At 59.4% G+C, this 16,502-nt stretch carries 14 protein-coding genes; 13 read left to right on the forward strand and 1 reads right to left on the reverse strand.

Translation table 11 applies throughout. The features are described from left to right. The first annotated feature begins 151 nt into the window (after window positions 1-151). The 6 genes from trxA (at window position 152) to VMY05_08695 (ending at window position 5,343) form a co-directional block, all read left to right on the forward strand. A complete protein-coding gene (gene trxA / locus VMY05_08670) occupies window positions 152-478 on the forward strand; it encodes a thioredoxin (protein HUV31144.1) in 327 nt (108 codons plus the stop codon). Between the two features lie 339 nt (window positions 479-817). Beyond that, complete coding sequence (locus VMY05_08675; GenBank protein HUV31145.1) at window positions 818-1,660, forward strand: rhomboid family intramembrane serine protease; 843 nt, start codon at window positions 818-820, stop codon at window positions 1,658-1,660. Window positions 1,661-1,672: 12 nt separating this feature from the next. Then, window positions 1,673-2,926 carry a hypothetical protein gene (locus tag VMY05_08680; protein ID HUV31146.1) on the forward strand — a complete coding sequence of 418 codons (1,254 nt, stop codon included), beginning with the start codon at window positions 1,673-1,675 and terminating at the stop codon, window positions 2,924-2,926. A gap of 87 nt (window positions 2,927-3,013) precedes the next feature. Next, window positions 3,014-3,760, forward strand: coding sequence for a cytochrome c biogenesis protein CcdA (locus tag VMY05_08685; protein HUV31147.1), 747 nt, complete (start codon window positions 3,014-3,016; stop codon window positions 3,758-3,760). Window positions 3,761-3,858: 98 nt separating this feature from the next. Next, on the forward strand, window positions 3,859-4,608 hold the full coding sequence (locus VMY05_08690) for a DUF2064 domain-containing protein (GenBank protein HUV31148.1): 750 nt from the start codon (window positions 3,859-3,861) through the stop codon (window positions 4,606-4,608). Further along, on the forward strand, window positions 4,609-5,343 hold the full coding sequence (locus tag VMY05_08695) for a creatininase family protein (protein ID HUV31149.1): 735 nt from the start codon (window positions 4,609-4,611) through the stop codon (window positions 5,341-5,343). It begins immediately after the preceding gene. A gap of 86 nt (window positions 5,344-5,429) precedes the next feature. Here VMY05_08695 and VMY05_08700 read toward each other — a convergent pair whose 3' ends face one another. Beyond that, window positions 5,430-6,230, reverse strand: coding sequence for a hypothetical protein (locus tag VMY05_08700; GenBank protein ID HUV31150.1), 801 nt, complete (start codon window positions 6,228-6,230; stop codon window positions 5,430-5,432). Between the two features lie 250 nt (window positions 6,231-6,480). Between VMY05_08700 and VMY05_08705 the strand changes: the two genes are divergently transcribed. The 7 genes from VMY05_08705 (at window position 6,481) to VMY05_08735 (ending at window position 16,461) form a co-directional block, all read left to right on the forward strand. Continuing rightward, window positions 6,481-7,695, forward strand: coding sequence for a DUF401 family protein (locus VMY05_08705; protein ID HUV31151.1), 1,215 nt, complete (start codon window positions 6,481-6,483; stop codon window positions 7,693-7,695). 172 nt (window positions 7,696-7,867) lie between these two features. Continuing rightward, the gene (locus VMY05_08710; protein ID HUV31152.1) at window positions 7,868-8,470 is read left to right on the forward strand and encodes a sigma-70 family RNA polymerase sigma factor; all 603 of its coding nucleotides are present in this window, start codon (window positions 7,868-7,870) and stop codon (window positions 8,468-8,470) included. Beyond that, window positions 8,427-9,122 (forward strand): zf-HC2 domain-containing protein, encoded by a 696-nt coding sequence (locus tag VMY05_08715; GenBank protein HUV31153.1) that lies wholly within the window; start codon window positions 8,427-8,429, stop codon window positions 9,120-9,122. The genes VMY05_08710 and VMY05_08715 overlap by 44 nt, the downstream gene beginning before the upstream one ends. Continuing rightward, entirely contained in the window at window positions 9,106-10,305 is a 1,200-nt protein-coding gene (locus tag VMY05_08720) for a S1C family serine protease (GenBank protein ID HUV31154.1), read from the forward strand. Before VMY05_08715 ends, VMY05_08720 begins: the two co-directional genes overlap by 17 nt. Before the next feature lie 83 nt (window positions 10,306-10,388). Next, on the forward strand, window positions 10,389-11,018 hold the full coding sequence (locus VMY05_08725) for a carboxymuconolactone decarboxylase family protein (GenBank protein HUV31155.1): 630 nt from the start codon (window positions 10,389-10,391) through the stop codon (window positions 11,016-11,018). Then, window positions 11,018-14,536, forward strand: a complete 3,519-nt coding sequence (locus VMY05_08730; GenBank protein HUV31156.1) for a translocation/assembly module TamB domain-containing protein — start codon at window positions 11,018-11,020, stop codon at window positions 14,534-14,536. The genes VMY05_08725 and VMY05_08730 overlap by 1 nt, the downstream gene beginning before the upstream one ends. Next, window positions 14,536-16,461, forward strand: coding sequence for a BamA/TamA family outer membrane protein (locus tag VMY05_08735; GenBank protein ID HUV31157.1), 1,926 nt, complete (start codon window positions 14,536-14,538; stop codon window positions 16,459-16,461). The genes VMY05_08730 and VMY05_08735 overlap by 1 nt, the downstream gene beginning before the upstream one ends. Window positions 16,462-16,502: the final 41 nt, after the last annotated feature.

Genomic DNA, 16,502 nt, shown 5'->3' on the forward strand with positions numbered 1-16,502 from the left:
CGATATGCTATAATAGGAACACGGGAGGAATGCTCTTTCCCGCGAAACAGGCAGGCAAGGCCGGGAATTCTCTCCAGGTTCGGAACCGGCGAGTCTCTATCTTGTTAGAAAAGGCATCAAAAAGGCTTTGAATCGCTGTGGAGGAGATGAAATGAGCAAGCCGATACAGATCACCGACGATACTTTTGAGGCGGAGGTGCTGCAGTCTGATCTGCCGGTGGTTGTTGACTTCTGGGCAACCTGGTGCGGTCCCTGCAAGATGATCGCCCCAATACTCGAAGAGGTCGCCTCGGAGATGGCAGGGCAGGTGAAAATCGCCAAACTCGACGTCGACGCCAACAACAAGACAGCTGGAAAATACAACATCATGTCGATCCCTTCGCTGCTGTTCTTCAAGAATGGTGAGGTGGTTGACCAGGTGACCGGCGCCATTCCCAAGGCGCAACTGGTGCAACGACTGGAGAAGGTGCTGACCTGATGTCAATGCGTGGTGACCATCGGCCGGTCTGGTCAAGTGCCCGGACCGGCCTTTTTTGCCTGATATCTGTCGGCAATCGACAGCCCTGATGGTAGTATAATGAACTGGCACGATATCCTTTGGCTGGCCCTGGTTCTGGCCGTGTGGCTTGTTCTCGTAACCAAGGTTTTACCCCGCTTTGGGGTAGGGACATGAATGGTCGGAGCACACCGGCTTCCGGAGGAAGAGGAACAAGGCCAAAGCAGTGGCTCCGACAAGAGTTCTCAGTCGTAGGGACCAGCATGGGCCGGGCGTTTCCCGCGCCAAAGGCTTTTGATATTCTGCCGATGAATTGAGAAGATGAGAACCTACGGCGACAACAGACCTCCCCGCGCGTCCGGGGTCCGCATCGGGCCCGGCTCCATATCCCCGTTCATCAAGGTGCTGTTGATTGCCAACGGGGTCGTCTTTCTGCTTCAGGCGCTCGTCGGAGCTCGGTTCACGGCGATCTTCTGGTTGTCGCCCGGCGCGTTTTTCGACCAGTTTCCGAATTACGTCTACCAGGTCTTCACTTACATGTTCCTGCACGGGAGCTTCTGGCACCTGCTGTTCAACATGTTCGTGCTGTGGATGTTCGGCACGGAGATCGAGTACGTTTGGGGCACGAGGCGTTTTGCCCGGTTCTACATCCTGTGCGGTCTGGCCGGGGGCGTGTTGCCGCTGATTACCCACGGCCTGTTTGCCGCCGACCCGACGCCCATTCTGGGCGCCTCAGGAGCCATTTACGGGGTCCTGGTGGCCTACTGGGTGATGTATCCCAACCGCATGCTCTATCTGTACTTTCTTTTCCCCATCAGGGTCAAGTGGGCCATTCCCGGCCTGATGCTGCTCGGCTTCCTTTTCGGAGGGCCTGGAGTGGCGCATATGACACACCTCGGGGGCGCCCTGTGGGGGTTTGCCCATCTGAAATGGGACTGGCGGTGGGTATACGTGGGCAGGCGGATTCAAGACTTGCGCTATCGTCGCCAGGCTGCTAAGCTAAACAAGAAACGCCACCAGGCCGAAGATATAATGAAGCGGGTCGATGCCATTCTCGATAAGATAAACGAGGTCGGCATCGATAATATCAGCGATGAGGATCGGAAATTCCTGCAGGAGGCTTCCTCGGAACTGTCCCGGCAGAAGGATAGACAGAAGCGGTAAGGACAAGGCATCATGCGCAAACGTGTACTCGTAGTCGAGACGGCTGACGCCACGAGGGGCGTGGCAGAAACCGTTCTGAGACAGAACGGGTTCGAAGTGATATCGGTACCGACGGCGGAGAAGGCCTCGGACGTGCTGCAGCTGTCCCGGCCGGATCTCCTTATCGTCGGCGGCGACGTGCTTGCCTCGGACCAGCGCCCGTTCTATGAGAAGGTCAAGGCCAATCCGAAGTCCGCCTCTGTGCCGTTTCTGCTGCTTGCGCCGTCGGATGGCACCACCCCGCCTTTTCCCGAAGAGTACGTCATCCCTCAGCCGTTTGATCCCCAGCAACTGCTCCAGAAAGTGAATCTCGTGCTGAGCCGCGGAAAGCCACAGAAGGACGAGTCCGCTGCTAACCCGCCGACCGAGGAGCCGGTTGACGACGCGTTTCTGGATGCCGCCCTGGGGCTTGATGCCATCGACGTGACTGATTCTGAAGTAATGGACAAAACAGCCATCACGGGCAAGTTGAAGCAGGGTCGCCAGCCTGAGAAGTTGGTTGGCTACGATCACTTTGTTGACGAGGACACCGGCCTGTCGGATTCTTCGCGGATCGAGTCCGTCGTTGTCCCCGAGGACGCCACGGATATTGTCAACCGCCCGCCCGAGCCCAAGCAGGCGCCAGCACCCTCGGCCACCGGCAAGCTGGAGATAATGCAGGACCAGTACGGTCTGACGAATCCCGAAGCCCTTAAGCCGGGCAAGGCCGACAGTGCAGGTGCAGCCCATGACTATGACTGGTTCATCAAATCCATGCGAGAGGACGTCGAGGCTCATACCGGCGGGCCCGCGGCGGCCAAACCGACCAGGCAATCTCCTGAGGATTCGGAGAAGCTGACCATAACGGAGACGTCATCGCTCGTTGATCCCACCACTGCCGGTCCCGCAAAACAGGCTGATGCCGCTCCCGAGGGCAAACCGTTGTCCGGCACCGTTGAGAAGTTCATCGGTGAGTTCAAGCGGGAGATGGAGGCGCTGCGCTCCAGTGAATTAGAAACCGCCGTTGCTCAGGAGGGTGCTGCGCCGCACCGGGAAGCGGACGCGCCGATCACGTGGGAGGAGAAACTCGAGCAGCTCTCGGTGGAGGACGTGAGTATGTTCACACGCCGTTTTGCCGCCGAACTGGCCGGAAAGATAGCCGAGAAAATCGCTGCCAAGATCGACGCTAAGAAGCTTCTCCAGCTTATCAAGAGCGAAATAGTCAGCCAGTCCCGCGAGAAATCCTGATGCGCGGAACCTTCTGCCGCTTATGTTGTTGCATGTCCTCGTAGGTTTGCTTTACTTCCTGCTTATTCCGAATGTGGTGAAAGAGTTATGTTTGACCAGCCCACGGTAGAGGTGCCGGCGGCAGTCCTGGCCGGGTTCTTGTCCTTTTTGTCCCCGTGCGTTCTGCCGCTCATTCCCGGCTACCTTTCCTTTATCTCCGGCCTCTCAATTGAGGAGCTCTCCGCCAAGGGGAAAGCGGCTTCGCATCTGGGCCGGCTGGTGGTCAACACGCTGTTCTTTGTGCTGGGTTTTTCGCTGGTGTTTATTACCCTGGGTGCGTTTGCAGGGGGCATCGGGGGCTGGCTCCGCCAGAACCTGTCGCTGTTCAACAAGATCGCCGGTGCCCTCGTCTTCGTGTTTGGTCTGCACGTGGCGGGCGTGCTGAGGATCAGGGCCCTTAACTATGAGAAACGCTTTAACTTAGGTGCCGCCAAGAAGAGGGGTGTTATCGGCTCGGCCGTTATCGGCATCGCCTTTGCCTTCGGCTGGACGCCGTGCATCGGACCCATCCTCGGGAGTATCCTCACCCTGGCCGCCCAGCAGAACAGTTCCAGCCAGGGCCTGATGTTGCTGGTCTTCTATTCAGCGGGTTTAGGCGTGCCGTTCATACTGACCGCCCTGCTTTTCAACTATCTCATTGGGGCTTTCGGATTTGTCAAGAGACACTTCCGGGCTGTGGAGATCATCTCGGGCGGTCTGCTCATGGCCGTCGGTGTGGCGATCTTCTTCAATTGGCTGCAGCGTCTCTCCGGCTTGCTGCTCGATCTGTTCCCCTCACTGGGTGAGATTGGTTAACGCCGAAGAAAATCCCTTTTTGCAGCCGTGCCGGCTTGACGCCTGTACGGCCGGCTTTTATATTGGCGCCAAATGAAGTCACCTAAGCATCCGAACCTATGACGGCAAAGAAGAAGACCGAGGCAGTAGTCGCAGTATGCATTCAGGAACCGCTCGAGGACGGTTCGCAAATGGACCTCGGCTCCATCGCCGGGGACGAGCTCAAGTTCCTCCATCAAGCCTTCATTACTGACACCATCACCAGCGTTCTTGGCATTAACGGCACTGACGTTCGGCTGTATGCGATTGACGTTTCTGAGCGGAAACGTTTCGTCCAGATTGTCACTGACTACCTGGCTTCAAAGCTGAGCGGCAAGAAGATGGAGAACTACAAGACGCGGTTCAAGAAGTTCGAGCAGACCCACGAGCGCTGGGGTATTCGTCTTCAAGCCGTCTTTGACGACTGCTTCAAGGCCGGCTACGGGCAGGTCCTCGTTGTCGGCAGCCGGACCCCGACTGTCACCACCCGCATGATAAAGACCGCCCTGAAAATGTTAAAAGAATCCGACGCCGTCTTTGGCCCGACCCCCGAGGGCCGGTACTATATGATCGGCATGTCCGGCTCGCCGCGAATCGATTTCGCCAGGTTTGACTGGAAATCACCGTCTATCTACAACGAGGTCGCCAGGGCGTTCGACGGGAGAAAATTGACCTGGTCGGAACTGGAAATCTGGTACGCGGTCGAGAGCCCGGATGACCTGGAATTGATGGCTCGTGACATAAACCAGTACCGGTTTGAAGGAGACGAGAGTACGGCGAGGGAAACCGAGATCGTCATGGAGCGGCTGCTCAACAAACTGGAGCTGTAATTGGAAAGACATCTGCACAAGCTCAACTGGCTCACTGTCAGGGACCTGGTCCCCGACAAGGTTGATACCGTCATCTTTCCAGTCGGGACCGTCGAAGCCCACGGGACCGCCTGCCTGGGTACCGACAATCTTATCCCGGAGACAATCGCCGACGGGATTGCCCGGCGCCTGAACGCCCTGATCGCCCCTACCGTGAATTACGGCGTGACCAGGTCGCTCTATCGGTACAATGGCAGCTGTACCGTCAAACCGTCCACGCTTCAGCTTTACGTGCGCGAGGTGCTGGATTCGTTCTCCGACATCGGCTTTCGTCACGTCATCCTGATGAACGGCCACGGTGGCAACAATGATGCTCTCAAGACCGTGGCACATGACTTTCACCGCGAAAGGGCCTGCAACATCGCGGTCATTCACTGGTGGGAGCTGTGCGCCGACATGACGCGGGAGTTCTTCGGTCACCGGGGTGGTCATGCAGGCACCGACGAAAGCGCCATGGTGCAGGCGGTCGACCCCGATCTGATCGACCGTGACGCGTATGACCCTGACCTGGCCTGGTACTTCCGGGACGGGGCAGACGTGTACCCGGTGCCCGGAACCATACTGCTGTACAAGGAAGGCGAGGGCTACCCGGAATTCGACGTGCCGAAAGCCCGCGCGTATCGCGAGGAAGTTATCGAACACGTCGGGCAATTCGCCGAAATGGTCGTTACCCGCTGGCGCAAATACATTCCGTAAGGGGCAACAGTCACAGGCAGGACCTGCCGTTTCGGTCAAGTCGCGGTTGCCGGTATCCCGACAAATAGACAGGCGGCTGGAAGGCGTCAGAAGTGATCGATGTAGGTCATCCGGACTTCACGGCTGAACATGTCTGATTCGCGGCGGTTGATCAGCAGGTCCTTGAACACCAGTTCGAGTTCCAGGTTCTCGGCGAACAGCCATTTGACCGACGTATTGAGGTAACCGCGCCCTTTACCGGTCACCGCCGCCGGCATGTTCCTATCGTCGTTCAATGCCGCGTCATACTCAAATACCAGGGCCAGGTTGTAATTGAAGGTGGCGTCAAAGCCGCCGAATACGTTGAGATCGTTGTCCCCGTCAACGTTGTCCTCGAGGGATCGGTTGATGCCTATGTGCCACCCGGCCGTCCATTTGTAAAAGTAGAAGCTGCGGCTGGCCACGCCATAGAAACCGCGCGACTTGAACGTATACCGGTCATGATCGTCGAGCCATGCCCCGAAACCCTGGTCCGAGAAGCCGACCGTTATCGCAGGAAAGTACTCCAACTCGTCGATCAGGCGGAACTTGAGGCTGAATCCGATCCGGTTGTTCCAGTTGGGGTCCGTGTTTGAAACGATGTTCTCTCCGCCGTACGAGATCCCGAGAGTGAATCGGCTCGACAGACCGATGTCCGTGTATCCCAGCCCGCCGCCGTTCGGGAATATGCGCACGCCGATGTTGTAATGCGCGCGGGGGAGAGTCCCGGCGGTCGGCACGTCCACCAGCCAGCGCGGGGGCACGTCGTACATGGTAAGGCGCCCCACCGGTTCAAGTTCCTGTCCCTGTGTTGACGCGCATGCGGATATCAGCAGCAGGATCAGCGCGAGGCGGTAGACCTGTCTCATAACATCACGTCCCCGTTTCAATTACCATCGGTTAACGATCATCTCCGGCGGCAGTATACCGTGGGCCGGGATCAAGTCAAACTAAAAACAGGGCACGCCGGTAAAACGCCCGGCCGACGGACGACCCAGAGGTCTGCTGCTGTCTTTCCTGTGGCCATGTCACCGGTCAAGGCACGTCTGTTTCCGTCAATGCCCGGCTATGACACAGTCGCTCGTTGACTTTACTCTGCTCCATGATGTATTCTAGAGAATGGATTTCCTGAAGCTGGGCGTAATCTTCATTGCCATCGTCATCGCGCTCAGGAAGAAGCTTTCGGTGGGTGTGACCCTTTTTGCCGCCGGTCTCTTAACTGCTCTTCTCTTCCGGGTTACGTTAGCCGCGCTTGTTGACGGCTACTGGGGGCTTGTCTCGTCGCAACGCTTTCTGGCCCTGACCTCGGTGATAATCCTGATCACCATCCTGGGGTCGCTCCTTAAGGAACTCGGCTGGCTGCAGAAGCTCTCCGAAGCGTGCCGGTCGCTTCGCGGCGGTCGGCGGACCGCCACCGCGGTGATGCCGCCGCTGATCGGTTTGATGCCCATGCCCGGCGGTTCGCTCCTTTCGGCTCCGTTGGTGGACAGTGTCCTGTCGGACGCGGAACATTCCCCCCACCTCAAGTGTGCCACCAACTACTGGTTTCGGCACATCGTGGAACACTTCATGCCTATATATCCCGGCATGATCCTCAGCGAGGCGATTACCGGCATGCCGGTTTCACGCCTGGCGATGATGCAGTCACCGCTCGCGCTTGCCATGGCGACCATTGGCGTTGTATTCTTCATCCGCAGGATCCGTAAGGACTCCGGCGGCCCGGGCGAATTCAGACGGCCAATTATCAGCATCATTCAGACCGTCTGGCCGATCCTTACGGCGATACTCTTGTACGGCGTCGTACGTCTGAACCTGTCGCTGGCCGTCCTGGTGTCGCTCCTGCTGCTGATGGCGGTGGCCCGGCCGAAAAGAAACCTCATCGTCCAGTCGGTCAGGAGCGGTCTGTCCTACAAGCTCATCTTTCTGGTTTTCGGTATCCTCTCCTTCCAGACCGTGCTGGACAGTTCCGGCGCCATCCTGTCGCTGCAACGTCTGTCCGTCGACTACCATTTCCCCGAGCAGGTGATTATCATCATCGTCTGTTTCACGGCCGGCCTTCTGACCGGCATGTTTTCCGCCTTCGTGGCCATCGGGTACTCGCTGCTGGCCGGTTTTCTCTACCAGCCGGTGATCAACCCGGCTAACATCTTTCTGGCCTACCTGTCCGGATACTTGGGCATGATGCTGTCGCCGGCCCACTTGTGCCTGATCGTCACCAACAGCTACTTCAGGAGCGATTTGCTGGCTGTCTATAAGTTGCTGGTCGGCCCGGCCGCTGTTCTCGGTCTGGCCGGCTATCTCCTTTACCTGTCAGGCTGGCCGGCCCTTTTCTAAAGGCAATCAGGTCGTCTCCCGATGATACCGGTGACGGATTCGGATCAGCTTTGAGCAAAAATCTTAACTTATTGTCGTACAAGGCAGTATATTGGCATGGCCGAGGAATTGGTTGGGAACTTTTGAAGCTCTTCCCGGTACCATAGTTAGAACTACTTGCAACGGGTGGCAAATGTCAAAGCCGACCGAAAAAGAGATCGACTACAAGCTGATGAGGGCCATTCAGAAGGGCGACATGGTGGCCTTCAACGAGATGGTCAACCGGTACAAGAACCGGCTGATGAACGTCATTGGCCGGATGCTGTCGTCGGCTGAGGAGGCCGAGGACATTGTGCAGGAGACGTTTATACGGGTATACCAGCACCGGCAATCGTTTAATTTTCAGCACTGCCTGTCGACCTGGATATACACGATCGGCCTGAATCTCGCCCGGAATGAGCTGCGCAAGAGACGGAAATTCAAGTTTTACGACATATCCGAGATGCAGGGGAATGAGACGGAGTTCGCCGTCGAGGCGAAGATTCCGAGTCGTTTGCCGGAGGTGCTCTCCGCAGCCGTGAAATCGCTGCCCGAGAAGTACCGGACGGCGTTCCTGCTTCGGGATATAGAAGAACAGCCATATGAAGAAGTCGCCAGGATCCTTGACGTACCCCTCGGGACCGTAAAGTCCCGCGTCAACCGGGCGCGACTCATGCTGCGTGATAAACTGCGGCCGAAACTGGAGGAATATAATGCGTTGTCGAAAGGTACGCTCCTTCCTGTCAGCTTACTGTAACGATGAGCTTACTGGTCGGAAGCGGCTGGCTGTTCGCGAGCATCTTTCGACCTGCTGCGACTGCCGAAGGGAAGAGGCCTTTTACCGGTCGATGAGGGCAGCCGCCGGCGAGTTGGCGGGGCTATCCGTGTCCTCGGACTTCAACACGCAACTGCTCAACCGCATCGCGCGGGAGCGGTTCGGGGAAACGCGTACGCGAGCCTACGTGCCCCGTCGGGCGCCGGTAGTGCGCTGGTCGCGAACGGTTCCCGTGCTGGCCATCGTGCCTGTCCTGGTGCTGGCCGCGGCCTACTGGCTTGCGGGTGGCTTGACGACCGGGCCGGTCGAGGTCGGCCCGTCGCCGTACGTTGTCGGCGATGACTACCTGACTGTTCAGCCCGCAAACAACCCCAACCTGACCGGGGCGTTGAAGAAGGACTGGTCGCTTGACAAACAACTCAGGTGGACTGACCGCATGGCCAGAATATCCAACTCGATCACCGAGCGTACCGGCTTCGGTAATCTCCACCTAGCCGGCAGTCTCGGCGACCGCGCCGGCGACCTGGGGCCGGGCATCCCGTACGTCACGACGTACTACCGCGTGCAGCCGATCATTCGAGTATACCAGTCGTCCCACCGGACGAGCGTACAGGAGGATGAAGAAGTCTACTAAAATGGTAACGTCATTCCTGGTGACCGTCAGGAAGAGCACCGCGGTGCTGCTGCTGGCGGTCTTTTTTTCTCCGGCCGCTCGGGCGGTCGACAGTTCCCTGTATTCCCTGGAGACCGGTCTGGGCGAGTTGATATACTCGCTTTCTCGGTCTTTGGTGACGGTGGAGTCGTTCAGCCGGGTTTCAGTCGGAGGCCCCGGCGCGCCCCATCACGAGGTGCTGCGAAACCTCATTGCTTCCGGTCTGATTGTGGATACGGCGGGACATATCCTGGTGGCTGCTGAAACGGTGCTGGGGCAGGACCGCGTGCTGGTGAAGTTTGAGAACAATCGGACGCCGGCCCGGCTGGTCGCCGTAGACTACCACAATATGCTGGCCCTGCTCGAGACCGGCCGGCGTCTCGGTGAACCGCTCGTCTATTCCGACGGCCACGGCTGCGCCGGGCAGGTGGTGCTGGCCATGGGTAATGCTTACGGTTTACGGGTATCGCCGACGCTCGGGATCTGCGCCGGGGCACGCGCCAACGGCGATCTGCAATTCTCAATTCCCATGACGTCCGGTGCCGTCGGCGGCGGTGTATTCGATCTCTCCGGTCGCCTTCTGGGCGTGATCACCGGCAGTCTTGGTGACCAGGGCCGGATCGTGCTCGCCGTGCCGGCCTACAGGGTCGAGCCGGTCGTTCAGTACCTGCTGACACGTGGCGACCGCTATCCCGGATTCGCCGGCATCCGGACGCGAGAAATAGAAATAGACCCGCCGATCAGAACCGAGCTTCCCCGTTCGCCCCTCGACGGCGGCGGGCAGACCGAGTTGTCCCTCGATGCCGGCATGGTGGTCACCGCCGTGCTGCCATTCTCCCCGGCGGAGCAGGCCGGGCTTCGCAAGGGTGATCTCATCTTCGCTCTCGGTGACCGGCGTATCCGCACCGGTGGCGAATTGTCCGGCATCATCAGGCAGTGCGAGTCCGGGATGGTCATCAACGTTGAGGTGGTCCGGCTGAACACCCATTTCTCCGTTCCGCTGACCGTCGGCCGCCGGGAGATCCTTCGTCAGGGCAGGCCGAGGGACACGGCCGATCAGTCGCTGGATGAGCAGCGTCAACTGGTTGATTCGCTTTCCCGTGTGCTCGAACGCTTCCGCGAGGAAGTCACTCGCCTGGAGCGCCAACTTGACGGCATAGATTAATTTATGAATTGCCTATCGCCGCGGAACGCCGTTACATTACGTGCATGAGTCAAGGTCCCGATATCAGCGCCCTGCAGCGGCGTTTGGCAGATTTTACCCCCGACCGCTTCCCCGTGACGCGCGCGCTCGCGTATTACTCCGCCGCCATCGCCGTTGCCGATGACGACCTGATGTCGGCGGCGATCGATCGCGGCAAAGATGTCGGCGTGGTCCGGGACGAGTTCTACGAGATCGTCCTGCAGTCATATCTCTTTCTCGGTTTTCCCCGTATGCTCCAGGCGGCCCTGCATTTGGATCGCCTCATACCGAACCGCTCGCGCCCGACCGGCACAGCCTTGCCGGGTGGCGGGGACACGCAGGTGTGGTACGACCACGGGCTGCAACTGTGCCGGCGCGTGTACGAAGACGCTTTCGAATCATTGCGCGGCAAAGTCGAGCCGACGGCTCCCGAGGTCTTTACCTGGATGATCGTCGAAGGGTACGGCAAGGTGCTGTCGCGGCCGGGTCTTGAAATCGTTGACCGGGAACTGTCAATTGTGGCCTTTCTCATGGCCGAGAACCGGCCGGTCCAGTTGTACTCGCACATGCGGGGAGCCCTCAATGTAGGTGCCGGCAGGGAGCGATTGCAGTCGGTCGTGGAAGATCTCGGCCCCGCCGTCGGCGACGGCTATGGCGCGGCCCGGTCATGCCTTGAACGGCTGGGGGCGTTCTGATGCGTCGCTGGAAAAAGGTGCTCATCGTAGCGGTTGTCCTGGCCGTTGTGCTTGTCGGCGCCGGGTACTCGTACTTCTTTCATCTCGGGGGGCTGGAACGAACCATCAATCGGCAGATCGCCGGCCGCCTGGGAGAGGATTCCCCGGTGTCGGTGCGAGTGGGGGAAATCAAGGGCAGCCTGTTCTCGGGCGTCGTCGTTCAGAACGTGATCGTTACCTATGCCGATTCCCTGTACAACTACCGGCTTGCCACGGTGGCGAGCCTGACAGCCGGCTATTCTTTCTCCAATCTCTGGAGGAAAAACTACATTTTTGACTACGTCTACGTCGATTCGGCGATAGTCACGCTGGTGAAGGATGGTTCCGGGCGCCTGGTCGTACCCTCTTTCACCGGCGAAGGTGACAGCGCTCGATCCCTCGACGTCGTGGTCGACGAGCTGCACCTGGATCGCTGCCGGCTGGCCGTGGTGGGTCCGTATGACACCATCGACGTCCGCGACCTCACCCTTCTGTGCGCCGTGCGCTCCGAGAAGGGGACCTACTCGGCGTCGATCAAGCAGCTTGCCTTCGACTCGAACGTCGAGGACCTTCGTCTGACGGCCGCCAGCGGGAACGTGACGTTTACCGGCAAGGACGTCGCCTTTCAGGATATCACTCTCGTCTCCGGTGAGACTCGCCTGAAAGCAAACGGCACCGTCGACGTCGGCGACGGCTCCGGCCAGGTCGACTTCGCCGCCGATCGCCTCGACGTGGCGGCGGTCTCCCGGGTGATGGGCGCGAACCTTCGCGGGATTCTCGATGTCAACGGCACGATGTCGTTCGGTGAAGCGGGCCTTGCCGGGACGGTCGACCTCGGCGGCGACTTTCTCATAGCCCATTTTGATAACCTTGTGGCCGATTTTCGCTACGTCGACCGGCGGCTGACCCTCGACACGCTGTACGGGACCATCCTCGGCAACTGCGCCGTGGACGGTCGGGGCACGGTCGACCTCTCCGGTGACACCGAGACGTATCATCTGGCCGCCGAGATCAAGGACTTCAATCTCGAGCGCCTCGTTGCCAGCGGTTTCGCCTCCGACCTCACCGGACGCATCAGTCTCGACGGGCGGTCGTTTCAAAAAGACGCCATGGTGCTTGACATAGACATGGAGTTCATGGAGTCGATGTTTGGTCAATACCCTATCCAGTACGCCCTTGGCTCCGTGCGCCTCACGCGTGACTCGCTGCGCTTTCGGGATTCCTTTCGAATCGACTACTATGAGAACCGCTTCTCCGTCACCGGGAAGATTGACTTCAGGAACGACATAGAACTTGCCGTCGAGGTCGACCTGGACAACCTGGACCGCTACCGGGGCAAGCTGTTCATCGACCAGCCGGGCGGACGTGGTGTCGTCAGTGCCCGGCTTTCGGGCCGCACCGCCGATCCGGACCTGAGCGGGACGTTTACCTCCGACTCGCTCTGGCTGTACGGTCTGTATGCGGACACGGCAGTGGCATCGTTCGATATTGCACGTTTCCTGACGGGCAAGTACGGATACGTCCAGACACGATTCCTGCGCGGTTCGGCCTGGCAGGCGCCGTACGACAGCGCCTTTGTGCGCCTGACTCTCGATTCGACCCGCGCCTTTATTGACAGCGTGTGTTTCTCCGGCGACTTCACCTCGGCGGTTGCCCGGGGAATGCTCGACTGGGGAGTCGACCCGCAGCGCCTGGTCCTCGATACCTTCAGCCTGTCCATTCTCGAACGGGCCTTTTATAATCGATCGTCTATCCGGATTGCCATCGATTCAACGGGGTTTGAGTTTGAACGTGCCTCTATCGGTGACGACACCGCCGGTCTCTCGGTTACGGGCCGGATCAACTATGACGAGACCATGGACCTGGCGCTGGCGGTCGAGCGCGTGCCCGTGGCGCCGTGGATGCGCCTGCGTGACGAGGAATTCCCCTTCGACGGGTACCTGTCCTGTGAGGCGTCGCTGACCGGCAGCATCGCGGCCCCCCGATTCAGCCTGTACGGTGCCGTAGATTCCCTGACGTACAAGCAATTGACGCTGGGCGACCTTACCCTCATAGCCGGCTACGAGAACAGGCGGCTGACCATCGACAGTTTCGTGGTCCTGTCCGATCCCGGGGTTTACCGCGCCACCGGATACCTGTACCTTGATCTGGCCTTTACCGCGGACTCCCTGGAGCGCGTCCTGGACGAGCCGTTTGATCTGCACGTCACGGCCCGGGACAACCGGTTTGACCTGGTCAGCCTGTTCATGCCGTCCGTCGAGCAGCTTGAGGGTGACTTCTTCGCCGACGTGCGCATCGGCGGCAAGCCGTCCGCGCCCCATCTCGAAGGTCGGGCGTATCTCAATCACGGCATGCTGAAGTACTATGACCTGGCCGATTCGATCTTCACGGACTCCGCCGGCGTCACCATGCAGGACAACCGAATCATCATCGAGGGTGTTACCGCGTACGTGAAGGACAGGCGCAAGGGCGGTCGCCGGAGTTACGCGGAGATTGAAGGAGTCATTACGGTAAAGTCGCTGGAGAATTTCCACTATGACCTCGACGTTACGCTGCAGAAGGAGTTCCCCTTCAAGTACGACCTGGACGACATTGACGGCGTGGTCGAGGGAGAGCTTCACATTGAGGGCGATACGCCTCCGCTCGTGACGGGCGATCTGACGCTCATTTCCATCATGTATCGGGCCAACTTTGCCTCGGCCGACGAGGGTTCGCCGATCATGGCGGCCTTCTCGGGCGAAAACACCTGGGACCTAAATATCAACGTCGATATCCTCTCCAACTACTGGATCAAGAACGACGACATCGACGCGGAGTTCAGCGGCTTCATGAACCTCATTCGTGAGAACGGCCGGTACCGCTTTGTCGGGGAAATGGACATACTCCGCGGCCGCGGCTTTCTCTTTGACAAGACCTTCCGCATCGAACCGTACAGCCAGGTGATCTTCGAAGGCACGGAGTATCCGAATCCGCGGCTCGACATTACCGCCTATACCCGCATCCCCGGGGTCAGTTTTCAGGAGGAGGAGCGGCAGGATTTCACCGAACTCGGTATTCACGTCACCGGCACGCTGGAGAACCCCGAGTTCAACACCACCGCCGATGACACCACCTTTACGCGTGAGGACATTCTCCCGCTTATCGTCGCCAACTACTACGGCGGGCAGGCCGGCTCCGCGGGTCGGTTCGAACAGCGAATGACGCAGCTCATATCCTCGCAGGTATCCCGGATCGGGTCTCAGCAGCTCAGCCAGCTGGGCGTGGAAACGTTCGAAATAGACCCGGCGTACGGCGGCGAGAACGGATTGACCGACACCCGCGTGACGCTCGGCTTCTACACCGGTCCCAACCTGTATATTTACGGCCGGTCGGCCCTCTCCGGGCAGCGCGGCCAGGCCCTGGGATTCGAATACCGTTTCAGCCGTTCGCTTCTGCTGGAAGGCCGGCGGGACGAGGAAGAACTGTATCACCTGAACCTGAATCTGCACTGGGAATTTTAGTGAAACGCTTCGTACCGGTTGCCCTGGCGGGGATGCTTCTGACGGTGGCCTTTTCATTGGCCCGTGCCGACGACCGCGCCACCCTTCGCTGGATTCGAAGCAAACCGCCCATTGATTCCATTGCCGTTGAAGGCAACGCGTACTTCAAGGATTCGGAAATCCGCAAGCGCATGTATTCGCGCGCCGGAAACCTCTGGCGGGTCATCCGCGGCGACAGGCGCTACCGTGTGCAGAGAGAAACGTACCGCCGCGACACGCTCGAGGTGAAGTACCTGTACCTCTCCAACGGCTTCCTGGCGGTGCACGTCAGCGAGAGTTTTGAGGTGCTGGGACTTGATTCGGCGGCCCTGGTGCGGGTCGTTATCGACGAGGGACGGCAATTCAGGTACGGCCCCAAAACCGTCACCGGCGATGCCGCGCACAATTTCATGTTCTACTGTCAGAAGATTGCCGACCGTCTGAAGGACGGCGAACCCATCAACAGCTTTGACCTGCGTCAGGCCGTCTTCGACATGAAAACACACCTGGCCAACAACGGGTATCCGTACGCCCGGGTTGCCTACGATCTGGACACGACCTCCCCGGGGGAACTGACGCCGATTGCGTTTACACTCGAGCCGGACTCACTGGTGAGGTTCGGCGAGGTTACGGTTGAGGGAACCGAGGAATTCCCGGAGTATACCGCCAGGCGGGAACTCAAGATTCGCCCCGGATCGCTCTACCGGCGTGAAGACATCCTCGGATCGCAGCGGCGCCTGTTTGAGTCCGGGTATTTCAGCACCCTGCAGTTGAAGATGGCGCAGAATACCGCCGACCGGCTCAGGCCGGATTTCGTTCTGAGAGTGCGCGAACGCAAGTCGAGGTTTATGACGTTCCGGACCGGCGCCGGCCAGTCACCCGTGCGTGACCTCATCTGGGACGTCTCGGCGGGATTCGGTAAGCGCAATTTCCTCGGCTCGCGGCGTTACGAGTTGCTGGCCGACTACTCGTTCAGTGTCGGCACCGATTCGCGCCTGATCACTCACCGCTACCGTCTCCGTTTCACCGAACCGTGGTTCCTCGGGTTTCGCATGCCGCTGAGCCTGACGTTCGAGGTGCAGCCGCGCAAGAAGGACGCCACCAACAACTTCGACAAACGCGCCTGGGCGGTCTCCGCGTCCACGCGCATGCGTTTCGGCGAAAAGCTGCTGGCCGGTCTCGGTATTGAGTTCCAGTACGTCAAGATCTCCGGTGTACCCGAAGCACAGATTCTCACACTCAAGAAGCTCACCGAAAACCGGGAGCGCCGCAAGATCTTCGCGCAGATCCGACGCGACAGTCGTGACGACCTGTTCATCCCGCGACGCGGCGTCGTCGCCGACCTGAGCGCCCAGTTCTTCGGCGGTTTTCTCGGCGGCAGCGAGAACTTCGTCAAGGTGCAGGCGGCCTGGTCGCGCTACGGTGTCTTCTGGCCCGGATGGATCGCCGCCACCCGTATCATGGGAAGCCGCTCGCAGGCCTTCGGCGAATCGGACGAGGTCCCGCTTGACGAGGTCATCTATCTCGGGGGCGCCAACACCATCCGCGCCTTCGCGGAAAACCAGCTCGGCCGCTTCACGGTTGCCGACTTACCGGTCGGCCCGAGGTACACGTTCGTGTTCAACCAGGAGTTCCGCTGGCGGACGTTGCAGGTGTTCAAGGTTATTCCCGTGCTCAGCAGCCTGATGCGCTCATTTCCCCTGTGGCAGTCGGTGTTCTTCGACATGGGCAACGGCTTCAGGTCCCGCCGCGAGATGAGCTTCAACAACATGGCGTTCAGTTACGGCACGGGTATTCAGATCGTCTCGCCGGCCGGGCCGATCCGCGTCGATTACGCCCGCCGCATCCCCAACGAGAGTTTTGGTTTTGACGAACGCTGGCACTTTACTATATTGTACGCGTTCTAAAGGTACCCGCGGCCGGTTTCAAATGCTCTCGAAAGCGGAAC

The sequence above is a fragment of the Acidobacteriota bacterium genome, assembly GCA_035529075.1.
Classification (GTDB): domain Bacteria; phylum Zixibacteria; class MSB-5A5; order GN15; family FEB-12; genus DATKXK01.

Coding starts and splice junctions, on each gene's coding strand:
- VMY05_08700 (HUV31150.1), bottom strand. CDS start 6,230: ATGAGACAGGTCTACCGCCTCGCGCTGATCCTGCTGCTGATATCCGCA.
- VMY05_08720 (HUV31154.1), top strand. CDS start 9,106: ATGAAGAAGTCTACTAAAATGGTAACGTCATTCCTGGTGACCGTCAGG.
- VMY05_08710 (HUV31152.1), top strand. CDS start 7,868: ATGTCAAAGCCGACCGAAAAAGAGATCGACTACAAGCTGATGAGGGCC.
- VMY05_08685 (HUV31147.1), top strand. CDS start 3,014: ATGTTTGACCAGCCCACGGTAGAGGTGCCGGCGGCAGTCCTGGCCGGG.
- VMY05_08680 (HUV31146.1), top strand. CDS start 1,673: ATGCGCAAACGTGTACTCGTAGTCGAGACGGCTGACGCCACGAGGGGC.
- VMY05_08730 (HUV31156.1), top strand. CDS start 11,018: ATGCGTCGCTGGAAAAAGGTGCTCATCGTAGCGGTTGTCCTGGCCGTT.
- VMY05_08715 (HUV31153.1), top strand. CDS start 8,427: ATGCGTTGTCGAAAGGTACGCTCCTTCCTGTCAGCTTACTGTAACGAT.
- VMY05_08705 (HUV31151.1), top strand. CDS start 6,481: ATGGATTTCCTGAAGCTGGGCGTAATCTTCATTGCCATCGTCATCGCG.
- VMY05_08690 (HUV31148.1), top strand. CDS start 3,859: ATGACGGCAAAGAAGAAGACCGAGGCAGTAGTCGCAGTATGCATTCAG.
- VMY05_08675 (HUV31145.1), top strand. CDS start 818: ATGAGAACCTACGGCGACAACAGACCTCCCCGCGCGTCCGGGGTCCGC.
- trxA (HUV31144.1), top strand. CDS start 152: ATGAGCAAGCCGATACAGATCACCGACGATACTTTTGAGGCGGAGGTG.